The sequence below is a fragment of the Mesorhizobium sp. ES1-4 genome, from assembly GCF_020164745.1.
Lineage (GTDB): Bacteria > Pseudomonadota > Alphaproteobacteria > Rhizobiales > Rhizobiaceae > Mesorhizobium.
This window is the reverse complement of sequence record NZ_JAIUGV010000003.1, coordinates 35,410-59,777: the sequence shown is the minus strand read 5'-3', so window position 1 is coordinate 59,777 and position 24,368 is coordinate 35,410. Positions and strand designations below refer to the sequence as shown.

Genomic DNA, 24,368 nt, shown 5'->3' with positions numbered 1-24,368 from the left:
GCATGACCTCGACACTGCTGCGCGGCCGCACGCTGTCCTTCGTGCGCTGGCCGGAAACCATCGACGACCACTCCGCCTGGCGCTACCAGGAGGATGGCGGCCTGCTGATGACCGACGGCAAGATCGTCGCGGCGGGCGCCTACGCCGATGTCGAGAAGCAGGCGGGTGAGGGGACAAAGAAGATCGATCACCGGCCGCATCTGCTGTTGCCGGGCTTCATCGATGCGCATGTGCATTTCCCGCAGATGCAGATCATCGCATCCTATGGCGCCGAACTGCTCGACTGGCTGAACACCTACACCTTTCCCGAGGAAACAAAGTTCGCCAACGCTCAGCATGGCCGCCGCATCGCGCGCCTGTTCCTCGACGAAACGGTGCGCCATGGCACCACGACGGTTGCCGCCTATTGCTCGGTGCACAAGGCCTCGGCGGAAGCGTTCTTCGCCGAATCGCACGCGCGCGACATGCTCAACATCGCCGGCAAGGTGATGATGGACCGCAATGCGCCCGAAGGCGTGCTCGACACGCCGCAATCCGGCTATGACGACACCAAGGCACTGATCGCCGAGTGGCACGGCAAGGGGCGCCAGCATTATGCCATCACGCCGCGCTTCGCCATCACCTCCTCGCCGGAGCAGATGGAGATGGCCGGCGCGCTGTGCCGCGAACATCTCGGCCTGCACATGCAGACGCATCTGTCGGAAAACCAGGCCGAGATCGCCTTCACGCAACAGCTTTACCCGTGGGCCCGCGACTACACCGACGTCTACGAGCATTATGGACTGCTGGGCAAAAAGAGCCTGTTCGGCCACTGCATTCATCTGTCTGAGCGTGAGGCGGACGCGCTGTCGGACAGCGGTTCGGTGGCCGTGTTCTGCCCGACCTCGAACCTTTTCCTCGGCTCAGGCCTGTTCGACTATCAGCGCTTTCGCCGCCGTGACAAGCCGTTGCGCATAGCGGCCGCCACCGATGTCGGCGGCGGAACCAACTACTCCATGCTGCGCACCATGGACGAAGGCTACAAGGTGATCGCGCTGAACGGCGAGAAGCTGAACCCGTTCCAGTCCTTCTGGCAGATAACGCGCGGCAATGCCGAGGCGCTGTCGTTGGCGGAAAAGATCGGCTCGCTGGATGAGGGCACCGACGCCGATATCGTGGTGCTCGATGCCAGGGCGACGCCCGCGATGCGGCTCAGGATGGAAACGGCAGAGACGCTGGCGCAGGAACTGTTTCTGCTGCAGACGCTGGGCGACGATCGTGCCGTGCGCGAGGTCTACGTCGCCGGGCGGCCCGCCAAGAGTGACCTGGCGAATTAGAGGGCTACGGTGCGTTCCTTGCTTGACCCGGCGGCAGCCATCGGTCAAAGCGTGCGGCGAAGTTGACAGGGGAACGACATGGCCGTTGCTGACGACATCGCTCTGATCAAGAGACAGGAAGAAACCCTTGTCTTTCCGGTCTTCGATGAGGGCGTTGCCTTCTCGATCGGCTCAGTGATCCGGGATCGTGCGAATGCCGAAAACCTGCCTATCATCGTCGACATCAGACTTTGGGACCGGCCGCTGTTCTACGCGGCGATGCCCGGGTCGAACGCTTCCAATCCCGACTGGGCGCGGCGCAAGATCAATGTCGTGAAGCGCTATCTCAGAAGCACTTACCGCATGGTGCTGGAGCAGCAGCGGCCGGACCGCGCTTTCAAGGTCGGTGAGGGACTGGATATCGCGGACTACGTGCTGGCCGGCGGCGGCTTCCCGGTCACGGTCAAGGGCGCTGGTGTCATCGGCGTCATCGCGGTGTCCGGGCTGCCGGAGCGCCAAGATCACGGCGTGGTGGTCGATGCGCTGTGCGCGCATCTCGGGGTTGATGCAAGCGGGCTTGCACTGTCTGTGGAATCTGAATGACCGTGCTCGACCCCAAATCCTTCCTCACATCGATTTTCAACGTCGCCGTCGCCGCCGCCGATCCGGAGCGCACCATCCGCGATCATCTGCCGGCTAGGCCCAGAGGCCGCACCATCGTCATCGGCGCCGGAAAGGGCTCGGCGCAGATGGCGGCGGCCTTCGAGAAGGTGTGGGACGGGCCGATCGAGGGGCTGGTCGTCACCCGTTACGGCTATGGCGCCAGATGCGAGCGCATCGAGATCATCGAGGCCGCCCATCCGGTGCCGGATGCCGCCGGGCTGGAAGCTTCGCGGCGGCTGCTGGCGAAAGTCCAGGGGCTGACGGCGGATGATCTGGTCGTGGCGCTGATTTCCGGCGGCGGTTCGGCACTGCTGCCGTCTCCGGCCGCCGGCCTTACACTGGCCGACGAGATCGCCGTCAACGAGGCGCTGCTCGCTTCCGGCGCACCGATCGCGGCGATGAACACCATCCGAAAGCATGTCTCCACCATCAAGGGCGGCCGACTGGCGGCAGCCGCATGGCCGGCCAAGGTGGTGTCGCTGGTGGTTTCCGATATTCCCGGCGACAACCCGGCCCTGGTCGCGTCCGGACCGACCGTTCCTGATGCCGGCAGCCGTGAAGACGCGCTGGCTTCGATATCCGCCTTTGGCATGGACCTGCCGGCCTCCGTGATGGCGCACATCCGGTCGCCTGCGGCCGACGCACCGGATCCCGACGATCAGCGCTTTTCGCGCAACGAGGTGCATCTGATCGCCTCTGCCGGCGCGTCGCTGGAAGCGGCGGCGGCGGAAGCCAGGCGGCAGGGCATGGAGGCCGTTATCCTCTCCGATGCCATTGAAGGCGAAGCGCGCGAGGTCGGCGGCGTCCATGCCGCGATTGCGCGTGAGGTTGCGACGCGCAACCGGCCCTTTCAAAAGCCGGTCCTGATCCTCTCGGGTGGTGAGACCACCGTGACTTTGCGGGCCAAAGGCAAAGGCGGCCGCAACTCGGAATTCCTGCTCGCCTTTGCCATCGGCATCGCCGGTTTAGAGCGTATTGACGCCCTGGCTGCCGATACCGATGGCATCGACGGCTCGGAAAGCAATGCCGGCGCCTTTGCCGATGGCTCGACCGTTTCCCGCATGCGTGCGGCGGGTGTGGACGCCAAGGCGATGCTGGCCGGCAACAATGCCTGGACGGCTTTCAACGCTGTCGGCGACCTTTTCGTACCTGGCCCGACCGGCACGAACGTCAACGATCTGAGGGCAATTCTGGTTCGTTGACGGCAAGGCCTCCGACGTCGTCATCCCAGAGCAATTCCAGGAAAAGTGCGTAGCGGTTTTCCGTCCGGAATTGCGTGAAAACAAAGAGTTAGAGCGGTTCAGCGATTCTATCAAACGCTGAACCGCTCTAGGGCGAAGCAGGAGCGAAGCTCCGTCGCGGAGACCCCTGGGATCCATGCCATTACCTTAGCCGTAAAGTGCGTCGGAGCAGAAATCTGTGCCGTTGCAGCGCGTGGAAGCAACGGCATGGATCCTCGGGTCTACGCCGCGTCGCTTCGCTCCTTGCTTCGCTCAAGGATGACGAAGCGATAAGCGTTTCGGCTTCTTCAAGGCCGCATCACGACCCCATCAGCTTCTTCACCTGCTTCATATCCTTTAGGAACCGTTCCCGCTCGGCTTCCTTGTCCGCCGGCTCGCGGATGCGCAGGATGAAGGAAGGGTGGATGGTGATGAACACGCGCAAGCCGTCCTCGCGCTCGATCACCTGGCCGCGCATCTTGGTTACCGGAATTGCCTTGCCAAGCAGGGATAGCGCCGCCGTGGCGCCGAGCGCCACCGCAACCTCCGGCTTGATCAGGTCGAACTCCTTGTCGAGCCACCAGCGGCAGGCCTGGACCTCGCCTGCATTCGGCTTGGAGTGAATACGGCGCTTGCCGCGCGGCTCGAACTTGAAATGCTTGACCGCATTGGTGACATAGACTTTCTGGCGATCGACACCGGCGTCGTCGAGGATCGCATCGAGCACTTTGCCCGCCGGGCCGACGAATGGCTGGCCGGCCAGATCTTCCTGGTCACCCGGCTGTTCGCCAACGAAGATCACCTTGGCATTGCTAGGCCCCTCGCCGAACACTGTCTGCGTCGCATCGCGCCAAAGCGGGCAGCGCCGGCATCCCTTCGCGGCCTCGCGCAAATCGGGAATCGTCTGCGCATCGTCATCAGGCGTTTTGGCTGGCTCTTGCTTCGGCCAGTGCCTTGCTTGCACCTTGGCGTGGTGCGGCGCCGGGGTCGTGGGCATCTTCGCAATCATATCTCTGGCGGCCTTGTCCGCTCCCGCGATCAAGTCAGGAATGAGCGAGGCCTCGGGAAGGTTCCGCCAATATTTCTTCGGCATCTCCTTCTGCATGGCCTTCACCTTCAGCCGCGCCGGATTGAAGATATTCTCGAACGCCCGGCCCGATCGCCAGCCTTTCGCCGTCCCAGTCGGCGGAGGCATAAGGCGTCAGGATCGGCCATGGTGTGTTCTAAAAAAGCCGATACGCCACCTCATTTGATGGTGGACGGCGAAAAAGTGATCGCCGCCGGGTCGTCCAGCCTTAAACTTCGTGCAGATAGAGATGATAATCCAGTTCGCTGACCGTGCGCGCCACGCGCAGGTATTCGGACTGCTTTATCGCCACGAAGGTGCGGTGAAGGTCCTCGCCGAGCGCGCCTTTCAGGAAGCTGGACGTCCTGGCCGCCTCGATCGCTGCGCGCCAATCGGCCGGCATCGTCGTGCGGGTGACGGCCGCTTCATAGCCGTTGCCGGTCGTTTCGGGACCCGGATCGAGCCCCTCGTCAAGACCTTTGACGATGCCGGCGAGCACTGTCGCGGCGATCAGATAGGGATTGGCGTCGACGCCGGATGGCCGATGCTCGATGCGCCGGTTCTTCGCATCGCCCGCCGGCACGCGCAGCGCCACCGAGCGGTTGTTGACGCCCCAGGTCGGCGCCACCGGCGCATAGGATTGGGAGACGAAGCGCCGCCACGAATTGGCGTGCGGCGCAAACACCAGCATCGATTCGGCCATGGTCTGGATCAGCCCGCCGAGACCGCGCAGCAAAGGCAGCGACCAGTTTTCGCCGGCGGCTTCCGAAAACATGTTTCGGCCGTCCTTGTCCTGCAGCGAGACGTGGAAATGCATGCCGGAGCCGGCATATTTCTCGATCGGCTTGGCCATGAAGCAGGCGGTCACGCCGTGGCGGCGCGCCTGCGCCCGCACCAGCCGCTTCAGCATGACCAGATCGTCGGCCGCCCGCGTCACGTCCTTGCGGTAGTTCAGCGTCAATTCGTATTGGCCAGGCGCGTATTCCGAAATCACGGTCTCGGCCGGAATGCCTTGCGCCCTGGCGGCGGCGTAGATGTCGGAGAACAGCGGCTCCATTCCGTGCAGATGGTCGACGGAATAGACCTCGGTCTTGCCCGAGACGCGGCCATCGAGCACCGCGCGCGCCGGCTGCACCTTGCCGTCGGCATCGCGTTCATTGGCCAGCAGAAAAAACTCAAGCTCGAAGGCGCCGGCCGGATAGCGGCCCTTGGCCGCGAGTATGTCGACCTGCCGGGCAAGCGCTAGCCGGGGGTCCGACGACATTGGCTGGCCGTCGAGATGGTACATCGCCATCAGCACCTGGCCGCGCGGCGGGTTCGTTCCGTAAAGCGGCACCAGAGTGCCGGGAATCGGCCAGGCCCTGAGATCGCCGTCGCCGCTGTCCCAGATCAGCCCGGTTTCGTGCACATCCTCGCCGGTGATGTCGAGGCCGAGGATCGAGATCGGCATATGACGGCCGCCTTCGAAGATGCTTTTCAGCTCATGCCGGCGCACGATCTTGCCGCGCCCGACGCCATTGGCGTCGGTCAGCACGATATCGAAGGCCTCGATCTCGGGATGGGCGTCGAGAAAGGCTTGCGCCTCGGTGGGCGAAGAGCCCGAAGGTGAGGTCATGATCGCACTCGGGTTTGGCTGGACCGCTTGTCTCATGCCGTAAGCTTTGCCGCAACCGCGCCGAACGCGGTGATCAGCCGGTTGACCTGTGCGCCCGACGTCGCAGGCGAGATCAGCATCATGTTGTGGAAGGGCGCGATCAGCACGCCGCGATTGACCAGCGCGACATGGATGGCGGCCTCCAGTTCCGGCGCATGCGCGCCCTCGGCCTCGGCGCCATTGCGCAGCGGTCCGGGCGCGCAGATGAACTCGACGCGAGCCCCGACGCGGCAGACATGCCAGGGCAGGCGGTAGCGGTCGATCACGCCGGTCTGCCCGGTGTCCAGACGCCGCGCCAGACGGTCCATGCGGTCGTAATTCTCCTGCGTCATCACCTCTTCCAGCGTCGCGCGCATCGTCGCGAACTGCAGCGGGTTGGCCGACAGCGTCGTGCCCATGCCGGAATAGCCAGGCTCCTTGGTCCTGTTGTAATCGGCGTACCGTGAGGCGACCTCGTCGCTCATGCCCCAGACGCTCGCCGGCACACCGCCGGCAATCGGCTTGCCCAGCACGAACAAGTCCGGCTCCAGCCCGTGTTTCCTGGTGTAGCCGCCAGGTCCGGTCGAGATGGTGTGCGTCTCGTCGATCAAAAGCAACGTGCCGGCTTCGCGCGTCAATCTTCGCAGCGCATCGTGGTAGCCGGGATCGGCCAGCACCATGCAGGAATTGGTCAGCACCGGCTCGGCGATGACGCAAGCGACATCCCGGTCCTTCAGCGCGGCTTCCAGAGCGGCGACATCGTTGAACTCGATGACCTTGGCCGTGCGGGTCAGGTCGCGGAATTCGCCCGCCAGCCCCGGCCGGTTGACGGGCTTGCCGTCGACCAAGCGCACCATCGTCTCGTCGACCGAGCCATGATAGCAGCCATTGAAGACCAGGATCTTTTCCCTGGAGGTGACAGCGCGGGCGACGCGCAGCGCAAAGCGGTTGGCGTCGGTCGCCGTCGTCGCGATCTGCCAGAACGGCAGGCCGAAACGCTGCTGCAGCAGCGGCCCGATGGCGAGCGCGTCCTCGGAAGGCAGCATATAGGTCAGGCCGCGCCCGGCCTGACGGCGGATCGCTCGCGCCACCGGCGGTGGCGAATGGCCGAACATCGAACCCGTGTCGCCGAGGCAGAAATCGTCGAGCCTGTTGCCGTCCATGTCGGTGATGGTGGCGCCTCGGGCGCTGTCGACCAGGATTGGGAACGGCGTCGGCCAATCGTTCATCCAGTGCATCGGCACGCCGCCGAAGAAGCCGGGCAGGCCATTGCCGACCTTGGCCGCCGATTTCGGCCGCGCCTCACGGAAAACCTCACCCTCCGTGTCGCGCAGTTCGGCAATGCGGGCCGCGCTGATGCCGCCGATGGTCTTTGAACTGTCGCTGCTGTGCATGAAAACCCCTCTGGCTCGTCCCTCTTAGCCAATCCGCCTCCGCAACCGCAATTGGCCGCGCGTCAGTCTTGCATTGGCTCAGCCGTCGCTGGCGCGCTTGACGCTCTGCGTGAACTGGGCGCCAACGCGCGCGGCCATCCGCGCGACGACACTGCTCCAGGCGATGAAGGCGTCCGGCGCCGAGTGATCGGCCATTCCGGATCAGGCAGTGATGTCGATGACGCCACAGTCGCCGGCGGCACTGCCGAAGGCGACGCGGCGTTCTTCCCTGTCCCACATCATCGCGGTGATGGCGCCCTTGCCCGGGCGCCGCAGCAGCACTTCCTTGGCATCGGCGAAGCGCACCGCCATGACCATGCCGTCGTCATAGCCGATGGCCGCAACGTCCTGGCTCGGATGGCAGGCGACCGCCGTCACCATGGCGTTGCCGCGCGTGCCGAGTTCCAGCGGCGCCTTGCCCATCGGCCCGTCCTTGGCCGAAAACGGCCAGACGATCGCCGCCGGCGCACCGGAACTGGCCAGCCATCTTCCCTTCACGCTCCACGACAGGCTTTTGACCTTGCCGGGATAGCCGCTCATGCGCATGTGCTTGCCGTCGGCGAGCTTCCAGCCATGCAAAGCGTTTTCCTGCATGCTGGTGACCACAAACGCGCCGTCGGGCGAGAAGGTGATGCCGGTGTGGGCGCCGGCCCATTCAAGCTCCACCGGCTTACCCTCCGCGGCGGGAAAATGCAGCGTCGCGCCATTGTAGCGGGCAACGCCGAAGCGCATGCCCTTGGGTGAGAACGCCAACCCCTCGACCGAGCGCGGATGAGTAAATTCCCGGGTCTTGCCATCGGCGAAGCGCACGAAAGCGGTCTTGCCCGTGGCATAGGCGACGGCGCGCTGCGGCCCGGCGGCAACGCTGGTGATCCATTTCTTGCCGGCGCTTGCCAACTCCTGGATCTCACCGCCGGCTTTCACGGCAAACACCTTGCCGTCCTCACCGCCGGTGATGAGCCGGTCGTCGGCCATGTCATGGAAGGCGGCGAGCAGTCCATCATTGGCCTGCACTGTCTTGTGGCCATTGTCGAGCCTATGGACAGCACCATCGGCCAGCGCGAAATGCGGCACGTCGCCGAGGAAAACGGCGGCGACGCAATGGCCTTCGAGATCAAGCGGGGCGACTGTGGGCATGCGGGACAAGTCCAATCGAGATTTTCAGCGGCCGGCTAGCTGCAAAGGACGCGAGTGCGGCCAAGTGCGGCTTTTCCTTCTCCCCTTGTGGGAGAAGGTGGATTGGCGCGCAGCGCCAAGACGGTTGAGGGGTGGGTGACGGAGTGCCGTCGGTGCCAAGCTGGAGCACCCCTCATCCGACCTCGCTTTGCGAGGCCACCTTCTCCCACAAGGGGAGAAGGAAAGACGGAGGCAGCGCTAGCGTCATAAAGGCCGGAAATCAAGCCGCCTGGCAGGCCTCGAAGCTCTTCCTCAGCCGCTCGGCGTCGAGTTCGCGACCGATGAACACCAGCCGGCTTTCGTGCTTCTCGCCGTCCTTCCAGGCGCGCTGGTGGTCGCCTTCGATGATCATGTGCACGCCCTGGATGACATAGCGCTCATCGTCGCCCTTGAGCGCGATGATGCCTTTCAGCCGCAAGATGTTGGGGCCCTCCATCTGGGTGACCTTCTCGATCCAGGGGAAGAATTTCTTCGGGTCCATCTCGCCGCCGCGTAGCGACACCGACTGCACCGTCACGTCATGGATGTCGGAAGGATGCGCGTGATGATGGTGGTCATGCCCATCGTGGTCGTGGTGATGATGATCGTGGTCATGGTCGTGATGATCGTGGTCATGATGGTCGTCATGCGCCTCGAGGAAATGGGGATCGTTCTCCAGCGCCCTGGACAGGTCGAAGGCGCCGCGATCGAGCACCTCCGAAAGGGCGACGCCGGCGCGCGTCGTGCGGTGGATCCGGGCCGCCGGATTGATGGCGCGGATCGTCGCCTCGACCTTGGCGAGTTCTTCCGGGGTGACGAGGTCGGTCTTGTTCAGCACGACGACATCGGCGAAGGCGATCTGATCCTCGGCTTCCTTGGAATCCTTGAGCCTGAGCGGCAGATGCTTGGCGTCGACCAGCGCCACCACGGCATCAAGCTTGGTCTTGGAGCGCACATCGTCGTCCATGAAGAAGGTCTGCGCCACCGGTACCGGATCGGCCAGCCCCGTGGTCTCGACCACGATGGCGTCGAAACGGCCGGGCCGGCGCATCAGGCCTTCCACGACGCGGATCAGGTCGCCGCGCACCGTGCAGCAGATGCAGCCATTGTTCATCTCGTAGATCTCCTCGTCGGATTCCACGATCAGGTCGTTGTCGATGCCGATCTCGCCGAATTCGTTGACGATGACGGCGTAGCGCTTGCCGTGGTTCTCCGAAAGGATGCGGTTGAGCAGCGTCGTCTTGCCGGCGCCGAGATAGCCGGTCAGAACGGTTACGGGGATCTGCGTCTGTGCGTCGCTCATGGCTTGCCTCGAAATGACCGGGCCCTGAAATCAAGGCCGCTAAAGGGGATTGTCGGTTCCATATAGGATGTGCGCCGGGCTTTTGCACGGGGCAAAACATGGACCAAAAGCCCGGCCAGGGATTGTCCTGTGATCATGGCCGCGAAAACCGATTGCCGTCCCCGGCGATGGAATGGCTCGCGGAAGCCCTGTCGGCGGCTGCCGGTCGTGGATCGCGGTTGCCATGATTCCGCTTTGCGCGAAACTCGTTTGTCATCTAACTGAAATAAACATCTGGCATCACCACGGCGGACACCGCAATGCTTGCCGGCAAAGCTGTTTCGTATGCCGGAATCTTTTCGATCGTCGATTGCCAACCGGCCGGCTGCGTCTATGCTGTGCGCACCGGTACGGCCGAAGAGGGATGACCATGGCCAAGGCGGACAAGACTGCAACGATGAGCCGGCTGCATTCAGCGGCAAGGCTGGCAAGGACCGCCTTGGCGGCACGGCTTCTGGCGCACGGCTTCTACGCCGGCCAGGACCAGATCATGCTGGCGCTCGACCGTGAGGACGGCCAGACGCCGGGCAATCTTGCCGGACGCCTCGGCGTGCGCCCGCCGACCATCACCAAGACGATCAACCGGCTGCAGGCGCAGGGTTTTCTGGAAAAACGCGCGTCGGAGTCCGATGCCCGCCAGGCTCACATCTTCCTCACCGATACCGGCCGTGAAACCATCCGCGCCATCGAGAAGTCGGTGAAGAAGACCGAGAAGCAGGCGCTGAAGGGCCTCGACAAGAAAGACCAGAAAGCCCTGTTCAAGCTGCTTGCCCGCATCGAGGCCAACCTCTCCAACGAGGAATTGGTGCTGGTCGATGACGACGCCGAGTCGGACGACTGATCTCTTTGGCGATCAGGCCGCCGCGGCAGCTCCGTTGATCAGGGACGCCCAGCGTCCCGGCGTCAGGCCGAACGCTTTCTTGAATTGCCTGTTGAAGTGGCTCTGGTCGCTGAAGCCGGCTTCGATCGCGATTTGCGCCAAGGGCTCGCCTGCGGCGATCATCCTGCGCGCGCGCTGAAGCCGGCGCATCACCAGAAAACGATGCGGACTGGTCGAGAACGCGGCGCGGAAATGTCGCGACAGCGCATAGCGGTCGAGACCCGTGACGGCTTCCAACTCTCCTGAATGCACGGGCCTGTCGAGATTTTCCGTGAGGTACTCGCGCGCCAGCGTCGCCGCCCGCCACGCCGTCCCGGCCATCGGCTTTGCCGGCTGGCCGGCATGCCGGGCCAGGCTTTGCATCAGCCGCGCCAGGAAGTCGTCGACGAACAGCTCGTCGAGTTCCTGCTGCAAAGGCCCGAGCGCCGAAAGCAGCGTCACGCGCAAGGCATCGTCGGTCACCACCCCGTCCCTGACGAAGGGCAGCGACGTGCCGCCGAGGCAGTCGAGCATCAGTGACGGTTCGAGATAGAGCATCTTGTAGCGCAGCCCTTCCTCGGTGCCCGCGCCGCCATCGTGCAGCTCGTCGGGATGCAGCACGATAAGCTGGCCGGGCAGGCTCAGCCTTGCCGCGCCGCGATAGCGGAAGGTCTGCACGCCGCGCAATGTCACCCCGATCGCATAGGTGTCGTGGCGATGCGGATCGAAGGCGCTGCCGTGAAACCGCGCCTCGATGCGCTCCATCCCGGCGGAATCGGGAGCGGAGATGATGCAGTTTTCAGCGGCATCGGCGCACAAACGTCCAAGACCCTCGAAGGCCGGACGGTCTAGTTCGAATGGCATCGTCTGCTTCAGCCTCGCAAACCCGAGCCCAAACCTCTAATGGCGCATTTTCTCATGTTCGATACGAAATTTGCAATCGTACTGCGGGAAGATCTGCCCGTCTGGCAGAAACTCAACGTCACCGCTTTCCTGACCAGCGGCATCGTCGCGCAATTTCCGGACATCATCGGCGAGCCCTATCGCGACCGCGCCGGCAATGTCTACAACCCCCTGTCGGTCCAGCCGGTCATCGTGCTCTCGGCCGACCAGGCGACGCTCAGCACGATTCACCGGCGCGCGCTGGAGCGCGGCGCAACCACCTCGCTCTATGTCGAGGAGATGTTTTCCACTGGCTTCGACGCCGCCAATCGCGCCGTCTTCGCGGAATTCGCACCCGACGATGCCAAGGTGGTCGGCATCGCGTTGCGCGCCGAGAAGAAAGTCGTCGACAAGATCACCAAGGGCGCCCGCATGCATGCATAGCGCGCCCAGAGACTAAGCCTGACTGCAACTGTTGTTGTACCAGCGAGCTCAGCCGCTGCCGCAGGCGACAATTGGCTTGCCGGCAAGCGACAATTCCCGCAAAGGTGGGCTCCAGCCCAGCTTTTTCCCCGGCCTGCACGTGAATCCTTCCCAAAGATATGTCGAAAGCGCGACGCCGCCGGTGGCGATCCTGTGCATGCTGACGACGTACGTCTTCTTCACCTTCCTCGACACCAGCAGCAAATATCTCGTCCTGGCCGGCGTCTCCGTCCTGATCGTGGCTTGGGTGCGCTTTGCCGTGCATGTCGTGCTGGTTGGGGCGCTGTTGCGTGGCTGGCGCGAGCCGGCGCGGTTTCGGCCGGTCAACCTGCCGGCGCATGTGATGCGCGGTGCCTTCCTGTTCGGCTCGACCATTTTCAATGTCCTGGCGCTACGCTCCCTGCAACTGGCCGAGACGACGTCGATCTATTTCTTCGGGCCGATGGTCATCACCGCCCTTGCCGGCCCGCTGCTTGGCGAATGGGCCGGCTGGCGGCGCTGGCTGGCGATCCTTGCCGCTTTCGCCGGGGTGTTGATCATCACGAGGCCAGGTGTCGGCGTTTTCGGCATCGGACATCTCTTCGCGCTCGGCTCGATGCTGTCGAACTGCTTCTACGTCATCATGACCCGCCGCATGTCGGCGACCGAGACGCCGGAAAGCCTGATACTGTTCTCGGCGCTGGCGCCGGCGGTGCTGCTTTTACCCATGCTGCCGTTTTCCTTCTCGTTGCCGCACGATGGCTGGCACTGGTTCGTCCTGCTTGTGCTGGGTGTGTTCGGCGGCGTCGGCCACTGGCTGCTGGTCCAGGCCTATCGGCGGGCAACGACCACGGCATTGGCGCCCTATCCCTATTCGCAGATGGTCTGGATGATCATTTCCGGCTGGATCGTCTTCAAGCAGTTCCCCGACCGCTGGACGCTGGTCGGCGCCGGCATCATTGTCGCCAGCGGCCTCTACATCGTCCATCGCGAACACCGGCTTCGGCTGCAGAGCCGCGCGGCCTCCGATGTGGAAGCGGAAGCGCTGGCAAAAAAACTTTGATTTAGCCCCGATCGGTGGCATAACGCCGCCTTTAAACAGTTTAGGTCTGGGATTTCAGGCCGGTCGGGGAGCGCGGGTCACTGGCACAAAAGATCAAGCTTTCGACGATCGCGGATGCGCTCGGCGTATCCACGGCCACGGTTTCGCTGGCGCTGCGCGACAGTCCGCTCGTCGCCGGCGGCACCCGCGATCGCATCAAGGAACATGCACGCGCCATCGGCTATATCTACAACCGCCGCGCCGCCAGTCTGCGCACCTCACGCTCCGGCATCGTCGGCGTTGTCGTGCACGACATCATGAACCCATTCTTCGCCGAGATCCTGCGCTCGATCGAGAGCGAACTCGACCGCAGCCGGCAGACCTTCATCCTGTCCAACCACTATGATCAGCTCGAAAAGCAGCGCACCTTCATCGATACGCTGCTGCAACTCGGCGCCGACGGTGTCATCATGTCGCCGGCCATCGGCACGCCCGCGTCCGATATCGTGATGGCCGAGGAGAACGGCCTGCCGGCCGTGCTGATCGCGCGCACCGTCGAGGGCGCCGACGTGCCGGTGTTTCGCGGCGATGATGCCTATGGCACCGGCCTCGCCACAAATCACCTGATCTCGCTTGGCCACAAGCGCATCGCCATGATCGGCGGCACCGACCAGACCTCGACCGGCCGCGACCGTTACCAGGGCTATGTCAACGCCATGGAGGCGGCCGGGCTTGAAGTCAGGCCGTCCTGGCGCATCGCCGGGCCGCGTACCAAGCAGGCCGGTTTCGAGGCCGCCGGACAGTTCCTGGCGCTGAAGGACAAGCCGACCGCCGCCTGCTGCTGGAACGACCTCGTCGCCATCGGCCTGATGAACGGCATCGCGCGTGCCGGCCTCGTGCCCGGCATCGACATCTCCGTCACCGGCTATGACGATCTCGAGGAGGCGGCGATCGCCACACCGGCGCTGACCACCGTCTGGAACGGCCAGCGCGAGGTCGGCCGCCGCGCCGCCAGCGCACTGCTCGACAAGCTCAATGGCCAGATGGTGCGGCCCTCGCAGGAATTGATCAAGCCGGAGCTGCATGTGCGCCAGTCGACCGGCAAGCCGGTGGAGCGTGCATGACCAAGTCCGAACAGTTGCAAGCTGTCGCCATTCTGGTGCCGGCGGACTTCAGCGACCATGCCGTCGGGCGCATTGACCGCACGTTCAGGCGCGTCGGCATCGAGCGGGCCGATCCGGCATTGGTCACCGGGGAGATGCGCCGCACCGTGCGTGGCATAGCCTCCTTTGCCGGCGTTGACGCGGCGATGATGGACGCATTGCCCAATCTCGAAATCATCGCCTCCTTCGGTGTCGGCTATGATTCGGTCGATGTCGGCCATGCGGCCGCCAAGAATATCATGGTCACCAACACGCCGGACGTGCTGACCGAGGAGGTCGCGGACACCGCGATCGGGCTGCTCATCAACACGGTCCGTGACCTGCCGCGCGCCGAGACCTGGCTGCGCGACGGCAGTTGGGTGCGCAGGGGCAATTACCCGCTGAGCCGGCTGACCTTGCGCGCGCGCCGTGTCGGCATTTTCGGCATGGGCCGCATCGGGCAGGCCATTGCCCGGCGGCTGGAGGCGTTCGGACTGCCGGTCGCCTATCACAACCGTCATCGTGTCGAAGGTCTTGCCTACCAGTACCATCCGACGCTGAAGGGCCTTGCCGAAGCGGTCGATACGCTGATTTCGGTGGCGCCCGGCGGAGCATCGACGCAGAAAGCGGTCAATGCCGGGATCCTGTCGGCGCTCGGCGCCAACGGCGTCTTCGTCAACATCGGCCGCGGCAGCACGGTCGACGAGGCGGCCCTTGCGGCGGCTCTTGCCGACGGCACCATCGCCGCTGCCGGGCTCGACGTCTTCGCCGACGAACCAAATGTTCCGAGCGCGTTGCTCGACTTGCCAAACACTTCTTTGTTGCCGCATGTCGGCTCGGCCTCGGAGCACACACGACGCGCCATGGCCGATCTGTGCGTCGACAATCTGGTGGCGTGGTTCACCGACCGCCGGCCGCTGACACCAGTGCCGGAGACGGCGCATGTGAAGGCCAGGACCTGACAACACAAGCTGCAGCAGGCGACGGTGGGGGCGCGCTTGGCCTCGGCTTCGACAGCCGCGCCATCCTATCGCTGCCGGTCTCGCTCGGCCTGCAACTCGACACGACGATGGACGTCGGCAACGGTCAGTCGCTGCAAGCCTGGGGCCGCGCGGCCTGGATGCATGAGTTCGAGCCGGTCCGCTCGGTCAAGCCGGAGTTCCAGGCGGCGCCCGGCTATCCCCTCGTCATCCAAGGCGCCGCAGCCACCGAGGTTTGCCATCGACGCTGGCCTGAAGATGAATTGGAGCAACAATACCTCGATGTTCGCCACCTTCGACGGCAAGTTCGGCAAGCGCATCCAGGCTTATGGCGGCAATGTCGGGTTCAGGGTGAACTGGCAGCTCAAATCCTACTCCGCCGCGGCGCGCGCGCCGGCCTTCGCCGCCGCGTGCAGGCGCACGGCATCGCCGAAGGCACGGAAGATCTTGGCGGAATTGCCGTCCGACTTGACCCAGTATTCGGGATGCCATTGCACGCCGACGGCAAAGGCCCGCGCGCCCTTGACCGAAACTGCCTCAATAGTGCCGTCGGCGGCGACAGCCTCGACCTCGAGCTTCGACCCCAGCCGGTCGATCGCCTGGCGATGCAAGGAATTGACCTTGATGTCGCCGGCGCCGAACACGCCAGCCAGGCAACTGCCCGGCTTGATCGAAATGGTCTGGTGAATGGCGAAGCGCTCATCCTGTTTGTCGCTCACCGCCGCACGGTGATCGAGCGACCCCTCGCGCTCCTGGATCTCGGCGCCCAGCGTACCGCCAAGCGCCACGTTCAGCTCCTGGATGCCACGGCAGATGGCAAGCAGCGGCACGCCGCGTTCGATCGCCTTGCGGATCAGCGGCAGCGTCGTGGAGTCGCGCGCCGTGTCATAGGGACCATTGGCTTCGCTCGCATCGCCGCCGTAGAGAGAAGGGTCGACGTTGGATTTCGAGCCGGTTAGCATGACGCCGTCGACCGACGACAGGAGTTCGTCGAAGTCGAGCCGGTCGCCGAAAGAGGGTACGAGCAGCGGGAAAACGCCGGCACCCAGGATCGCTGCTTCCAGATATTGTTGCGGGGCGGCATGCCAGGTGTAGTTGTCGAACTGACGGACGTCGGTCGATATGGCGACGAGCGGCTGCTGCATTTTGGGTCTGTTTTCCATCTGGCAAGGGTGTCTTGCCTTCAAAATAGGCGATCCCCGGGCATTTTTCCAGCCAAGTTTCAGCGTGTCGCATGGGCCACGAAACTGGCTGTTAGACTATAGTTGCAGGGCCGCATGGCTTCGCCACCAAATCCGGCCGCCGTGCTGGACTCGACTCCTTGCCCGTGTATTGTTTCGAGCGAACCGATGCGGGAGCGAGGATCTCCCGAGAGTCGGTCTGTTGATCCAAAAGGGAGGACTTCATGGATCGTCGTTCATTCATCCGCAAGGCAGGCGTCACCGGCGTCGGCGCGGCCGCGGCGGCGGCTACGCTCGCAGCGCCGGCAATAGCCCAGTCCAACCCCAAGGTAACATGGCGGCTGGCGTCGTCCTTCCCGAAGTCGCTCGACACCATCTATGGTGGCGCCGAAGTGTTCTCCAAGATGCTGTCTGAAGCCACCGACGGCAATTTTCAGATCCAGGTCTTTGCCGCCGGCGAGCTCGTTCCCGGCCTGCAGGCCGCCGACGCCACCACGGCCGGCACGGTCGAGGCCTGTCACACGGTGGCATATTATTACTGGGGCAAGGACCCGACCTGGGCGCTGGGTGCCGCGGTTCCGTTCTCGCTCAACGCGCGCGGCATGAATGCCTGGCACTACCATGGCGGCGGCATCGATCTGTTCAACGAGTTCCTCGCCACGCAAGGTCTGTTCGGCCTGCCGGGTGGCAACACCGGCGTGCAGATGGGTGGCTGGTTCCGCAAGGAGATCAACACCGTCGCCGACCTCTCCGGCCTCAAGATGCGCATTGGTGGCTTTGCCGGCAAGGTGGTGCAGAAGCTCGGCGTCGTGCCGCAGCAGATCGCTGGCGGCGACATCTACCCGGCGCTGGAAAAAGGCACCATCGACGCCGCCGAATGGGTCGGTCCCTATGATGACGAGAAGCTCGGCTTCTACAAGGTTGCGCCCTATTACTACTATCCCGGCTGGTGGGAAGGCGGCCCGACCGTCCATCTGATGTTCAACAAAGCCAAATATGAAGAGCTTTCACCGACCTACAAGTCGCTGCTGCGCACGTGCGCCCAGGCCGCCGACGCCGACATGCTGCAGAAATACGATTATGTGAACCCTCCGGCGGTGAAGCGGTTGGTTGCGGGCGGCGCGAAACTGCGTCCGTTCAGCCAGGACATCATGGCCGCGTGCTTCGAGAAGGCCAACGAGGTCTATGCCGAGATGGAGGCCACCAACGCGCCCTTCAAGAAGATCTGGGAATCGATCAAGGGCTTCCGCAAGGAGCACTATCTCTGGGCGCAGGTGGCCGAATACAACTACGATACCTTCATGATGGTCCAGCAGCGCAACGGCAAGCTCTAGTGTCGAGTTAAATGCGGTTGACCAGTCTTTGGTAACTGTAGGACTATAGTCCTACAGTTACCAAAGAGGGGGAGTGCGAGGCCTCTCTCGAATAAGTAATTATGGCAATATTGCAGACCTATATTGCGGCGCACTAAGAATCGAGTGCGTCGCAATATTTGCGTTCTTTTCGAATCAGCATAGTGTGGGAACGTTCTGGAGCTCGGCAATGCTGCGGTTCAGAATTGGGAGGAATCGTCTAACGACTTGATAGTACTTGGAAATTTTCCGGCCGAACCGATAGGTTAACGGTCGGCTTTAGTGCGCCTTGACTCCAAGAGCCGGTCAGCTATTCAAGAGATGACGCCAGAACGAAGAAACCGCCGCTAAGCCAGCCAGCCGCGACGGTTTCAGAGGTCTGGACCCGCAAAAGATTGTTCGTCGAGCGCGGGACACAAGAGTACTTGCAAGTCGTGTTGAATCAAAAAAACACGCTGTGGTCAAGCTCGACGTTCTTTCAGAACGGAGTAAACGCCAATGGCGGACCGTACCTACCCCTCGTACTGGATGTACAAGGACAATCGTGGTGAGTGGCGTTGGACGTACGAAGCAGTGAACGGCAAAACCATCGCCGTAAGCAGCGAAGGCTACGTCAAGCGCGTCGATTGCGAACGCAGCATCGACATCATGAAAGCTTCTTACAACAGCGCAGTGTGGTTCCCTGAGAGTCTCAGGCACGCCGCGTGATGTTCTGATAAGCATGGGAGTCCGCCACAGTGTGGCGGACTTTCCTAATTGAAAGCTCTCACCGCCACTGCCTTTGAACGTGTTGTGAATCAGCCTCGACTAGGCACCACCAGCACTTTCACTTCGCTTGGTGCGGGCGGGTTGGCGATCACCGTCGCGGCCTCTTCGAGTGGCACCTGCCTGGAAATCAGCCGGTCGATCTCGATCGAGCCCGACGCGATAAGTTCGGCGGCGCGGCGATGCGTATAGGGATTGAGAAACGAGCCCAGCACCTTCAGTTCCCGGAACAGGAGGTCGAAGGGCTCGAATTCCGCCCTCATGCCTTGCGGCGTCACGCCGACGATGACGACGGCGCCGCCGGCCCTTGCCAACCGCATCGACTGCTCGACGGTCTCGCGCACACCAGCGCATTCGAACACGACATCGGCGCCGTCAGGCATCAGGCCCGCCGGCCCGGCGATGGCATCGATCACATCGGCGGCGGTGGGATCGACCGTTGCTGTCGCGCCAAATTCCCTGGCAAGCGCGCGCCGCGAGGCTTGCCTCGTCGACAGGATGATGGTCGTGGCCCCGGCCAGCCTGGCCAGTTGCACGGTAAGCAGTCCGATGACGCCGCCACCAAGCACGATCACCGAACTGCCTGGCTTGATCTCGGCAAGGTCGACACCATGCAGGCAGCAGCCGAGCGGCTCGCAGAACGCGCCGTGCGTTGGCGGCAAGTCGGCGGGCAGTATGAAAGCCTGCTTCTGAGGCAAGGCGACATACTCGGCAAAACCGCCATCGCGATGGATGCCGATGGCATTGAGGTTGCGACACAGATTGACTTGCCCGGCATGGCAATGCGGGCAGCGCCCGCAGGCGATGTTGGGATCGCCCGTGACTCGGTCGCCGACGGCAAAGCCGGAGACGGCGGTGCCGATTGCCTCGACGATGCCGGAGAATTCGTGCCCGGGCGTTACCGGCGGCCTGCAGGGAAACTCGCCGTGGAAGAGATGCCGGTCGGTGCCGCAGACGCCGCAGGCCTCGATCCGCACCAGGAGGTCGTCCGGACCGGGGACCGGCTTGGCGACCTCGCGCAGCGCGATGCTGCCTACCGCTTCCAGCCGCACGGCTTTCATGGCGCCCTCCGCTTCGACCTCAATTGAAACTCGGCGGCTGCGACAGGTCCGGCGCCGGTGCCGCCGGTTTGGCCGTCGGCGCACCGCCAAAGCTCGGCGGTTGCGACAGGTCGGGCGTGCCGGACGGCGCCGGTGCGCCACCGCCTTGCGGTGCGCCGAGCGGCGACATGCCGGGGACGCCCGGCACCGTGTAGTCGATCGTGCCGGAATCGACCGCCGCGCCCTTGTAGCGCATCACCATTTGCGGGAAGGCGATGGTCAGGCCGATCATGATCACCTGGATGCAGACGAACGGCACCGCGCCCCAATAGATCTGGCCCGTTGTCACCGGCGCGATCTGCTTGCCGGTCAGGCGATCGAGGTAAGGTACGCGGGCGGCGACCGAGCGCAGGTAGAACAGCGCGAAGCCGAAGGGCGGATGCATGAAGCTGGTCTGCATGTTGACACCCAGAAGCACGCCGAACCAGATCAGGTCGATGCCGAGCTTGTCGGCGGCCGGCGCCAGCAGCGGCACGATGATGAAGGCCAGTTCGAAGAAATCGAGGAAAAAGGCAAGGAAGAAGACGAGCAAGTTGACGCCGATGAGGAAGCCGACTTCGCCGCCCGGCAGGGAGGTCAGGAGATGCTCGACCCAGATCTGGCCGTTGACCCCGTAGAAGGTCAGCGAGAACACCCGCGCGCCGATCAGGATGAACAGCACGAACGACGACAGCCGCGTCGTCGAGGCCAGCGCCTGCCTGATCACGTCCATCGACAGCCGGCCCTTCGCGGCGGCCATTGCCAACGCCCCGACCGCGCCCATGGCGCCGCCCTCGGTTGGGGTGGCGATGCCGAGAAAGATCGTGCCGAGCACCAGGAAGATCAGCGCCAGGGGAGGGATCAGCACGATCACGACCTGCTGCGCCAGCCGCGACATCATGTTGATGTTCAGGCCGCGGTCGAGAATCGCGACGATGTAGATGAAGAGGACGCCGATGGCCGCGCCGAGAATGTCGGCATTGTCGCCGTGAGTTGGCACCAGGTAACGGTAAGCCGCGTAAGCGATGGCCACGGCCGCTATCAGAGCGATCAGCAAGGACATCACGCCATGGCCCAGCGTCCGCGCCTCGAGCGGCAGGGCCGGCATCGACTTTGGCCTGACGATCGACATGATCACGATGTAGAGCGTGTACAGGCTCGTCAGCACCAGGCCCGGGACCAGGGCGCCGGCATACATGTCGCCCACCGAGCGGCCGAGTTGGTCGGCGAGAACGATCAGCACCAGCGACGGGGGGATGATCTGGGCAAGCGTGCCCGACGCCGCGATGACGCCCGATGCCACCCGGCGGTCATAGCCATAGCGCAGCATGATCGGCAGCGAGATCAGCCCCATGGCGATGACGGATGCCGCCACCACGCCTGTGGTCGCCGCCAGCAGCGCACCGACGAAGATCACGGCATAGGCGAGGCCGCCGCGGATCGGTCCGAACAACTGGCCGATCGTGTCGAGCAGGTCTTCGGCCATGCCGGATCGTTCCAGCACGATGCCCATGAAGGTGAAGAACGGGATCGCCAGCAACGTATCGTTCGACATCACCCGGCTGCCGTAGAAATTGTCCGGCAACGCATAGAGCAGCGGCCAGGCGAGATTGATCGCGCCGCCCGAATAGGGCGTCAAAAACACGCCGATGCAGAAGAACATCAGGCCGTTGGCGGCAAGCGAAAAGGCGACGGGATAGCCGATCAGCATGAACAGGATCAGCGAGGCGAACATGATCGGCGCCATGTTTTGGGCGACGAACTCCATCACGAGCGCACCTCCTCGGCGAGCGCCTTGGCTTCGAGTTCAGCCTGTTCGTGGGCGGAAATGAACGGGTTGGGATCGTCCATGACGCCGCGCATGATGGCGATCTTCTTGATGATCTCGGAAATGCCCTGCAGCGCGAGCAGGAAAAAGCCGACCAGCAGGATGGCCTTGGCGGGCCATACGATCAGGCCGCCGGCGTTGGTCGACATCTCGCCGCTGTGGAAGGACAGCGACACGTAGGGCACGAAATAGAACACCATCAGCGTCACGAACGGCATCAGGAAGAAGACGTGGCCGAAAAGGTCGATCCAGTGCTGCACGCGGCGTGGAAACAGGCCGTAGACGATGTCGATGCGGATATGCTCGTTCTGCTTCAGCGTGTAGGCGGCGGCCAGCATGAAGGCGGCGCCGAACAGATACCATTGCAGCTCCAGCCACGCATTGGACGAGGTGTCGAACACCTTGCGGATGACCGCATTGGCCGCGCTCACCAGGATCGCCAGCAGGATCAACCAGGATACCGACTTGCCGATGAATTCGTTGGCGCGATCAATGGCCCTGGATAGAGCGAGAAGCCCTGCCATGCATTCCTCCCTGATGCGGTGACGCGCGATCCCCATTTTCTCGTCGCGTCGCGTGGCCCAACGGTATGCAGTGCGTGGTCCGGTTGGTCAACACGGGGAGGAAGGATGCAAGCCACCGGCCCTTGCGGCACGGTGGAAAAGCCGGTCCCTGACGAAACGTCATGCAACCAAAGTCTGATGATCAGATGAGCTTGCCGGTGTCGCGGCCGGCGCCGATCAGGATCAGCATCGCCACCAGCAACAGATACATCCAGGCATCGCGCCATTCGACAGGGAAATAGCCGGCCCACAGTGATTCGACCATGCCGAAAACGGCGGCGCCCAGCGCCGCCCGTGGCGGCGAGAGATAGCCGCCGACCGCCGTCACGAACAGGATCTTCAAGCCGTAGACAAGGCCGGAGCCGAAGCTGACATTGCCGTAATAGAGGCTGGCCATGACCCCGGCCAGCGCGGCGCAGAGGCCACCGAACAGCACGGCACGCCGGAACACGCCGCGCACGTCGACGCCACACAGGGCGGCGGCCCGGGGATCGTCGGATACGGCGCGCCAGCACCGGCCGAAGTTTGAGCGGGCAAACGCCCAGGTGGCAAGCGCGAGCGCTGCCAGGACCAGGGCGCAGTCGAGCACCTGGATCAGCGTCAGCGTCGCCTTGAAGCCGGAGCTTTCGGCGAAAACGATGGGCTCCGCCAGCATTGGCGGCAGCCACAGATCATGCGTGTCGGCGGCGATGCGGCTTGCTTCCGACAGGACAAGCAGGATGCCGAGTGTCGTCACCACGATGGCATTGGGCGTACGGTCAGCCAACGGCTCGAAGACGCTGCGCGACAGCACATGGCTGATGAGCGCGGCATAGAGGAAGGCCGCGACGGCGCCGAACAGCACCGAAGCCAACAGTGTCAGCCGCAGCACCTGGTAGCAGAAGGCGACGCTCAGGATCATCGCCTGGCCGCAGAAGGCAAACAGCGCCCCATAGGCAAGGTTGGTGCGGTGCAGGATGCCGTTGATCAGCACGTAGCCGAAGGCGAGCAACGCGTAGAGCGCCCCCGAATGCAGCCCGTTCAGCACCTGCTGGAAGAAGTAAAGCATGCTCGACAACACCAGAAGCATCTCGCCCCACAGCGGACCGGCAAGAGCGGGCCGGCAAGAAGCGGGTCGGACAAGCGACGATACCGTCCGCATCCGAGGTTTGCATCGCCGAATCTAACTTGTCAAACGTGATTTATCGGTTAGATTTTCGGATATGACGGTTGCCTGGACTCCACACCGCTTCATTGGTGGCCTGCTCGCGCTCGACACGGCGAACACCGTCGTGCTGCGCGGCGATCCGGAGCGCACCTTCGACCGCTTCGACGATCCGGCCGAAATCGCCCGCTTCGCCGAAGCGGCCAGCGGTTTTCGCGCCGCCGAGCTTGGCGACAGGCGGTTGGCGGTATCGTCGCCGGCGGCAGTCGCACCCGTCGTGTCGTCGATCCGCGAGACCACCGACCGGCTGTTTCGAGGCGCGGTGTCGAAGGGCGCGGTCGCCACCGCGGATCTGCCCGAATTCCTGCGCGCCTGCGCTCAGGGCCTTACCGCCGGCCGGACCGAGATCGGGGCGCCGGGACGGCCGTTCGGCGATCCGGCGACGCCGATCGCCTTCGAGGCGGCGCTGGCGGTTTCAGCCCTTTCGTTGCTGCGCGACGACATCGTCGCGAGGCTCAGGATCTGTCCCAACTGCACCTGGCTGTTCGTCGACAGAAGCCGCAACTCCAGCCGCCTTTGGTGCGACATGGCGGTGTGCGGCAACAGGCAGAAGGCGAGCCGTCACTATCGCCGCCGCATGGCGGCCAATGAGGTCAGGAATGCCTAGGACTCTTTCCCGTTCGATCGGTGTTGGCGTGGTGCTGGTAGCGGTGATGGCACTCGGCGCCTGCCGCGACACCGGCGGCGAGGGCAAGCTGTTCGAGGTTTCCGGCAAGATATTCGTCTTCAACTACCGTCTCGCCCGGGCGACCTATGTGGTGACGCTGCGGCCCCTGCAGCCGATGGGCGAGGGACAGGTGGCGGTTGCCAGCTTCCAGAACCCCGCCGGCGGTGAGCCCTTCGTGGTCGAGCAGAAGATCTGGCCGAAGCTCGACAAGGTGAGCCTGGAGAGCCCGGCGCTGACCTGCGTCGTCAAGAACAAGCCCTATGCCATTGCCATCAGCATCAAGGGCGCCGACGGTGCGGTCCTGCAGACCATCGACACCACGCTGATGTCGACCGAAGACCAGTCGATCCTGCCCGACCGGCCATTGGTCATCGACCAGCTCTATACGGCCAATCCCGACCTCGTCGGCCATCCCGATGGCAAGCTGCCCGGCGAGCCGAAGCCGGACTGCTCGAAAGCCGGCTGACGGCATCGACTTCACCGGGAATTTTCGTGCGCCACTGCACCCCCGGCGCTCGGTTTCATGCACGGCCCAGCGACCTGCGGACTGTTTGT

The 24,368-nt window shown here is 63.8% G+C and carries 23 protein-coding genes and 1 pseudogene; 13 read left to right on the top strand and 11 right to left on the bottom strand.

Annotated features, from left to right (window positions below):
• Positions 1-2: 2 nt before the first annotated feature.
• From guaD to LB556_RS06260, 3 genes are all read left to right on the top strand, one after another.
• On the top strand, positions 3-1,316 hold the full coding sequence (gene guaD / locus LB556_RS06270; RefSeq protein ID WP_224565189.1) for a guanine deaminase: 1,314 nt from the start codon (positions 3-5) through the stop codon (positions 1,314-1,316).
• A gap of 78 nt (positions 1,317-1,394) precedes the next feature.
• On the top strand, positions 1,395-1,898 hold the full coding sequence (locus LB556_RS06265) for a heme-degrading domain-containing protein (RefSeq protein ID WP_224565187.1): 504 nt from the start codon (positions 1,395-1,397) through the stop codon (positions 1,896-1,898).
• Positions 1,895-3,160, top strand: coding sequence for a glycerate kinase (locus tag LB556_RS06260; RefSeq protein WP_224565185.1), 1,266 nt, complete (start codon positions 1,895-1,897; stop codon positions 3,158-3,160). The genes LB556_RS06265 and LB556_RS06260 overlap by 4 nt, the downstream gene beginning before the upstream one ends.
• 337 nt (positions 3,161-3,497) lie before the next feature.
• On the opposite strand, the gene LB556_RS06255 is transcribed toward LB556_RS06260, so the two are convergent.
• From LB556_RS06255 to LB556_RS06235, 5 genes are all read right to left on the bottom strand, one after another.
• Complete coding sequence (locus LB556_RS06255; protein WP_224565183.1) at positions 3,498-4,373, bottom strand: UdgX family uracil-DNA binding protein; 876 nt, start codon at positions 4,371-4,373, stop codon at positions 3,498-3,500.
• Positions 4,374-4,473: 100 nt separating this feature from the next.
• Entirely contained in the window at positions 4,474-5,859 is a 1,386-nt protein-coding gene (locus tag LB556_RS06250; RefSeq protein WP_224565181.1) for a glutamine synthetase family protein, read from the bottom strand.
• Positions 5,860-5,891: 32 nt separating this feature from the next.
• Complete coding sequence (locus LB556_RS06245) at positions 5,892-7,271, bottom strand: aspartate aminotransferase family protein (RefSeq protein WP_224565179.1); 1,380 nt, start codon at positions 7,269-7,271, stop codon at positions 5,892-5,894.
• A gap of 201 nt (positions 7,272-7,472) precedes the next feature.
• Positions 7,473-8,447, bottom strand: coding sequence for a WD40 repeat domain-containing protein (locus tag LB556_RS06240; RefSeq protein ID WP_224565177.1), 975 nt, complete (start codon positions 8,445-8,447; stop codon positions 7,473-7,475).
• 259 nt (positions 8,448-8,706) lie between these two features.
• Positions 8,707-9,768 (bottom strand): CobW family GTP-binding protein, encoded by a 1,062-nt coding sequence (locus LB556_RS06235; RefSeq protein ID WP_224565175.1) that lies wholly within the window; start codon positions 9,766-9,768, stop codon positions 8,707-8,709.
• Positions 9,769-10,177: 409 nt separating this feature from the next.
• Here LB556_RS06235 and LB556_RS06230 point away from each other — a divergent pair, with 409 nt between their 5' ends.
• Positions 10,178-10,648 (top strand): MarR family winged helix-turn-helix transcriptional regulator, encoded by a 471-nt coding sequence (locus tag LB556_RS06230; protein WP_224565173.1) that lies wholly within the window; start codon positions 10,178-10,180, stop codon positions 10,646-10,648.
• A gap of 12 nt (positions 10,649-10,660) precedes the next feature.
• On the opposite strand, the gene LB556_RS06225 is transcribed toward LB556_RS06230, so the two are convergent.
• Positions 10,661-11,530: an AraC family transcriptional regulator gene (locus tag LB556_RS06225; protein WP_224565171.1), complete on the bottom strand. Its 870-nt coding sequence runs from the start codon at positions 11,528-11,530 to the stop codon at positions 10,661-10,663.
• Positions 11,531-11,584: 54 nt separating this feature from the next.
• Between LB556_RS06225 and LB556_RS06220 the strand changes: the two genes are divergently transcribed.
• The 5 genes and pseudogenes from LB556_RS06220 to LB556_RS31995 form a co-directional block, all read left to right on the top strand.
• Positions 11,585-11,992 carry a DUF2000 family protein gene (locus LB556_RS06220; protein WP_224565169.1) on the top strand — a complete coding sequence of 136 codons (408 nt, stop codon included), beginning with the start codon at positions 11,585-11,587 and terminating at the stop codon, positions 11,990-11,992.
• A 196-nt stretch (positions 11,993-12,188) separates the two neighbouring features.
• On the top strand, positions 12,189-13,073 hold the full coding sequence (locus LB556_RS06215) for a DMT family transporter (protein ID WP_224565167.1): 885 nt from the start codon (positions 12,189-12,191) through the stop codon (positions 13,071-13,073).
• 80 nt (positions 13,074-13,153) lie between these two features.
• Entirely contained in the window at positions 13,154-14,176 is a 1,023-nt protein-coding gene (locus LB556_RS06210; RefSeq protein ID WP_224565924.1) for a LacI family DNA-binding transcriptional regulator, read from the top strand.
• Positions 14,173-15,156 carry a 2-hydroxyacid dehydrogenase gene (locus tag LB556_RS06205; RefSeq protein WP_224565165.1) on the top strand — a complete coding sequence of 328 codons (984 nt, stop codon included), beginning with the start codon at positions 14,173-14,175 and terminating at the stop codon, positions 15,154-15,156. Before LB556_RS06210 ends, LB556_RS06205 begins: the two co-directional genes overlap by 4 nt.
• A pseudogene (locus LB556_RS31995) lies at positions 15,069-15,335 on the top strand (autotransporter domain-containing protein); the annotation flags it as partial. The gene LB556_RS06205 and the pseudogene LB556_RS31995, both read left to right, overlap by 88 nt.
• A gap of 210 nt (positions 15,336-15,545) precedes the next feature.
• Here the strand turns inward: LB556_RS31995 and LB556_RS06195 are convergent.
• The gene (locus LB556_RS06195; RefSeq protein ID WP_224565163.1) at positions 15,546-16,319 is read right to left on the bottom strand and encodes a gamma-glutamyl-gamma-aminobutyrate hydrolase family protein; all 774 of its coding nucleotides are present in this window, start codon (positions 16,317-16,319) and stop codon (positions 15,546-15,548) included.
• Between the two features lie 260 nt (positions 16,320-16,579).
• Here LB556_RS06195 and LB556_RS06190 point away from each other — a divergent pair, with 260 nt between their 5' ends.
• Both LB556_RS06190 and LB556_RS06185 read left to right on the top strand, forming a co-directional pair.
• A complete protein-coding gene (locus tag LB556_RS06190; protein ID WP_224565161.1) occupies positions 16,580-17,689 on the top strand; it encodes a TRAP transporter substrate-binding protein in 1,110 nt (369 codons plus the stop codon).
• A gap of 516 nt (positions 17,690-18,205) precedes the next feature.
• Positions 18,206-18,415 (top strand): YegP family protein, encoded by a 210-nt coding sequence (locus LB556_RS06185; protein WP_224565159.1) that lies wholly within the window; start codon positions 18,206-18,208, stop codon positions 18,413-18,415.
• An 89-nt stretch (positions 18,416-18,504) separates the two neighbouring features.
• Here the strand turns inward: LB556_RS06185 and LB556_RS06180 are convergent, their stop codons facing one another.
• The 4 genes from LB556_RS06180 to LB556_RS06165 form a co-directional block, all read right to left on the bottom strand.
• Positions 18,505-19,533 (bottom strand): zinc-dependent alcohol dehydrogenase family protein, encoded by a 1,029-nt coding sequence (locus LB556_RS06180; protein ID WP_224565157.1) that lies wholly within the window; start codon positions 19,531-19,533, stop codon positions 18,505-18,507.
• A 19-nt stretch (positions 19,534-19,552) separates the two neighbouring features.
• Positions 19,553-21,319, bottom strand: a complete 1,767-nt coding sequence (locus LB556_RS06175) for a TRAP transporter large permease subunit (RefSeq protein WP_224565922.1) — start codon at positions 21,317-21,319, stop codon at positions 19,553-19,555.
• A complete protein-coding gene (locus tag LB556_RS06170) occupies positions 21,319-21,903 on the bottom strand; it encodes a TRAP transporter small permease subunit (protein WP_224565155.1) in 585 nt (194 codons plus the stop codon). The genes LB556_RS06175 and LB556_RS06170 overlap by 1 nt, the downstream gene beginning before the upstream one ends.
• A 181-nt stretch (positions 21,904-22,084) precedes the next feature.
• Positions 22,085-22,990 carry a branched-chain amino acid ABC transporter permease gene (locus LB556_RS06165; RefSeq protein ID WP_224565920.1) on the bottom strand — a complete coding sequence of 302 codons (906 nt, stop codon included), beginning with the start codon at positions 22,988-22,990 and terminating at the stop codon, positions 22,085-22,087.
• A gap of 154 nt (positions 22,991-23,144) precedes the next feature.
• Here LB556_RS06165 and LB556_RS06160 point away from each other — a divergent pair, with 154 nt between their 5' ends.
• Both LB556_RS06160 and LB556_RS06155 read left to right on the top strand, forming a co-directional pair.
• Positions 23,145-23,753, top strand: coding sequence for a CGNR zinc finger domain-containing protein (locus LB556_RS06160; RefSeq protein WP_224565153.1), 609 nt, complete (start codon positions 23,145-23,147; stop codon positions 23,751-23,753).
• Complete coding sequence (locus tag LB556_RS06155; protein WP_224565151.1) at positions 23,746-24,279, top strand: hypothetical protein; 534 nt, start codon at positions 23,746-23,748, stop codon at positions 24,277-24,279. Before LB556_RS06160 ends, LB556_RS06155 begins: the two co-directional genes overlap by 8 nt.
• Positions 24,280-24,368 lie beyond the last annotated feature (89 nt).

Excerpts from the sequence above, each read along its gene's own strand:
- LB556_RS06195 (WP_224565163.1), bottom strand. The coding sequence starts at position 16,319 with ATGCAGCAGCCGCTCGTCGCCATATCGACCGACGTCCGTCAGTTCGAC.
- LB556_RS06230 (WP_224565173.1), top strand. The coding sequence starts at position 10,178 with ATGGCCAAGGCGGACAAGACTGCAACGATGAGCCGGCTGCATTCAGCG.
- LB556_RS06260 (WP_224565185.1), top strand. The coding sequence starts at position 1,895 with ATGACCGTGCTCGACCCCAAATCCTTCCTCACATCGATTTTCAACGTC.
- LB556_RS06220 (WP_224565169.1), top strand. The coding sequence starts at position 11,585 with ATGTTCGATACGAAATTTGCAATCGTACTGCGGGAAGATCTGCCCGTC.
- LB556_RS06225 (WP_224565171.1), bottom strand. The coding sequence starts at position 11,530 with ATGCCATTCGAACTAGACCGTCCGGCCTTCGAGGGTCTTGGACGTTTG.
- LB556_RS06165 (WP_224565920.1), bottom strand. The coding sequence starts at position 22,990 with ATGCTTTACTTCTTCCAGCAGGTGCTGAACGGGCTGCATTCGGGGGCG.
- LB556_RS06180 (WP_224565157.1), bottom strand. The coding sequence starts at position 19,533 with ATGAAAGCCGTGCGGCTGGAAGCGGTAGGCAGCATCGCGCTGCGCGAG.
- LB556_RS06245 (WP_224565179.1), bottom strand. The coding sequence starts at position 7,271 with ATGCACAGCAGCGACAGTTCAAAGACCATCGGCGGCATCAGCGCGGCC.
- LB556_RS06235 (WP_224565175.1), bottom strand. The coding sequence starts at position 9,768 with ATGAGCGACGCACAGACGCAGATCCCCGTAACCGTTCTGACCGGCTAT.
- LB556_RS06255 (WP_224565183.1), bottom strand. The coding sequence starts at position 4,373 with ATGCCTCCGCCGACTGGGACGGCGAAAGGCTGGCGATCGGGCCGGGCG.
- LB556_RS06170 (WP_224565155.1), bottom strand. The coding sequence starts at position 21,903 with ATGGCAGGGCTTCTCGCTCTATCCAGGGCCATTGATCGCGCCAACGAA.
- LB556_RS06175 (WP_224565922.1), bottom strand. The coding sequence starts at position 21,319 with ATGGAGTTCGTCGCCCAAAACATGGCGCCGATCATGTTCGCCTCGCTG.
- LB556_RS06185 (WP_224565159.1), top strand. The coding sequence starts at position 18,206 with ATGGCGGACCGTACCTACCCCTCGTACTGGATGTACAAGGACAATCGT.
- LB556_RS06205 (WP_224565165.1), top strand. The coding sequence starts at position 14,173 with ATGACCAAGTCCGAACAGTTGCAAGCTGTCGCCATTCTGGTGCCGGCG.
- LB556_RS06265 (WP_224565187.1), top strand. The coding sequence starts at position 1,395 with ATGGCCGTTGCTGACGACATCGCTCTGATCAAGAGACAGGAAGAAACC.
- LB556_RS06155 (WP_224565151.1), top strand. The coding sequence starts at position 23,746 with ATGCCTAGGACTCTTTCCCGTTCGATCGGTGTTGGCGTGGTGCTGGTA.
- LB556_RS06250 (WP_224565181.1), bottom strand. The coding sequence starts at position 5,859 with ATGACCTCACCTTCGGGCTCTTCGCCCACCGAGGCGCAAGCCTTTCTC.
- guaD (WP_224565189.1), top strand. The coding sequence starts at position 3 with ATGACCTCGACACTGCTGCGCGGCCGCACGCTGTCCTTCGTGCGCTGG.
- LB556_RS06215 (WP_224565167.1), top strand. The coding sequence starts at position 12,189 with ATGCTGACGACGTACGTCTTCTTCACCTTCCTCGACACCAGCAGCAAA.
- LB556_RS06240 (WP_224565177.1), bottom strand. The coding sequence starts at position 8,447 with ATGCCCACAGTCGCCCCGCTTGATCTCGAAGGCCATTGCGTCGCCGCC.
- LB556_RS06160 (WP_224565153.1), top strand. The coding sequence starts at position 23,145 with ATGACGGTTGCCTGGACTCCACACCGCTTCATTGGTGGCCTGCTCGCG.
- LB556_RS06190 (WP_224565161.1), top strand. The coding sequence starts at position 16,580 with ATGGATCGTCGTTCATTCATCCGCAAGGCAGGCGTCACCGGCGTCGGC.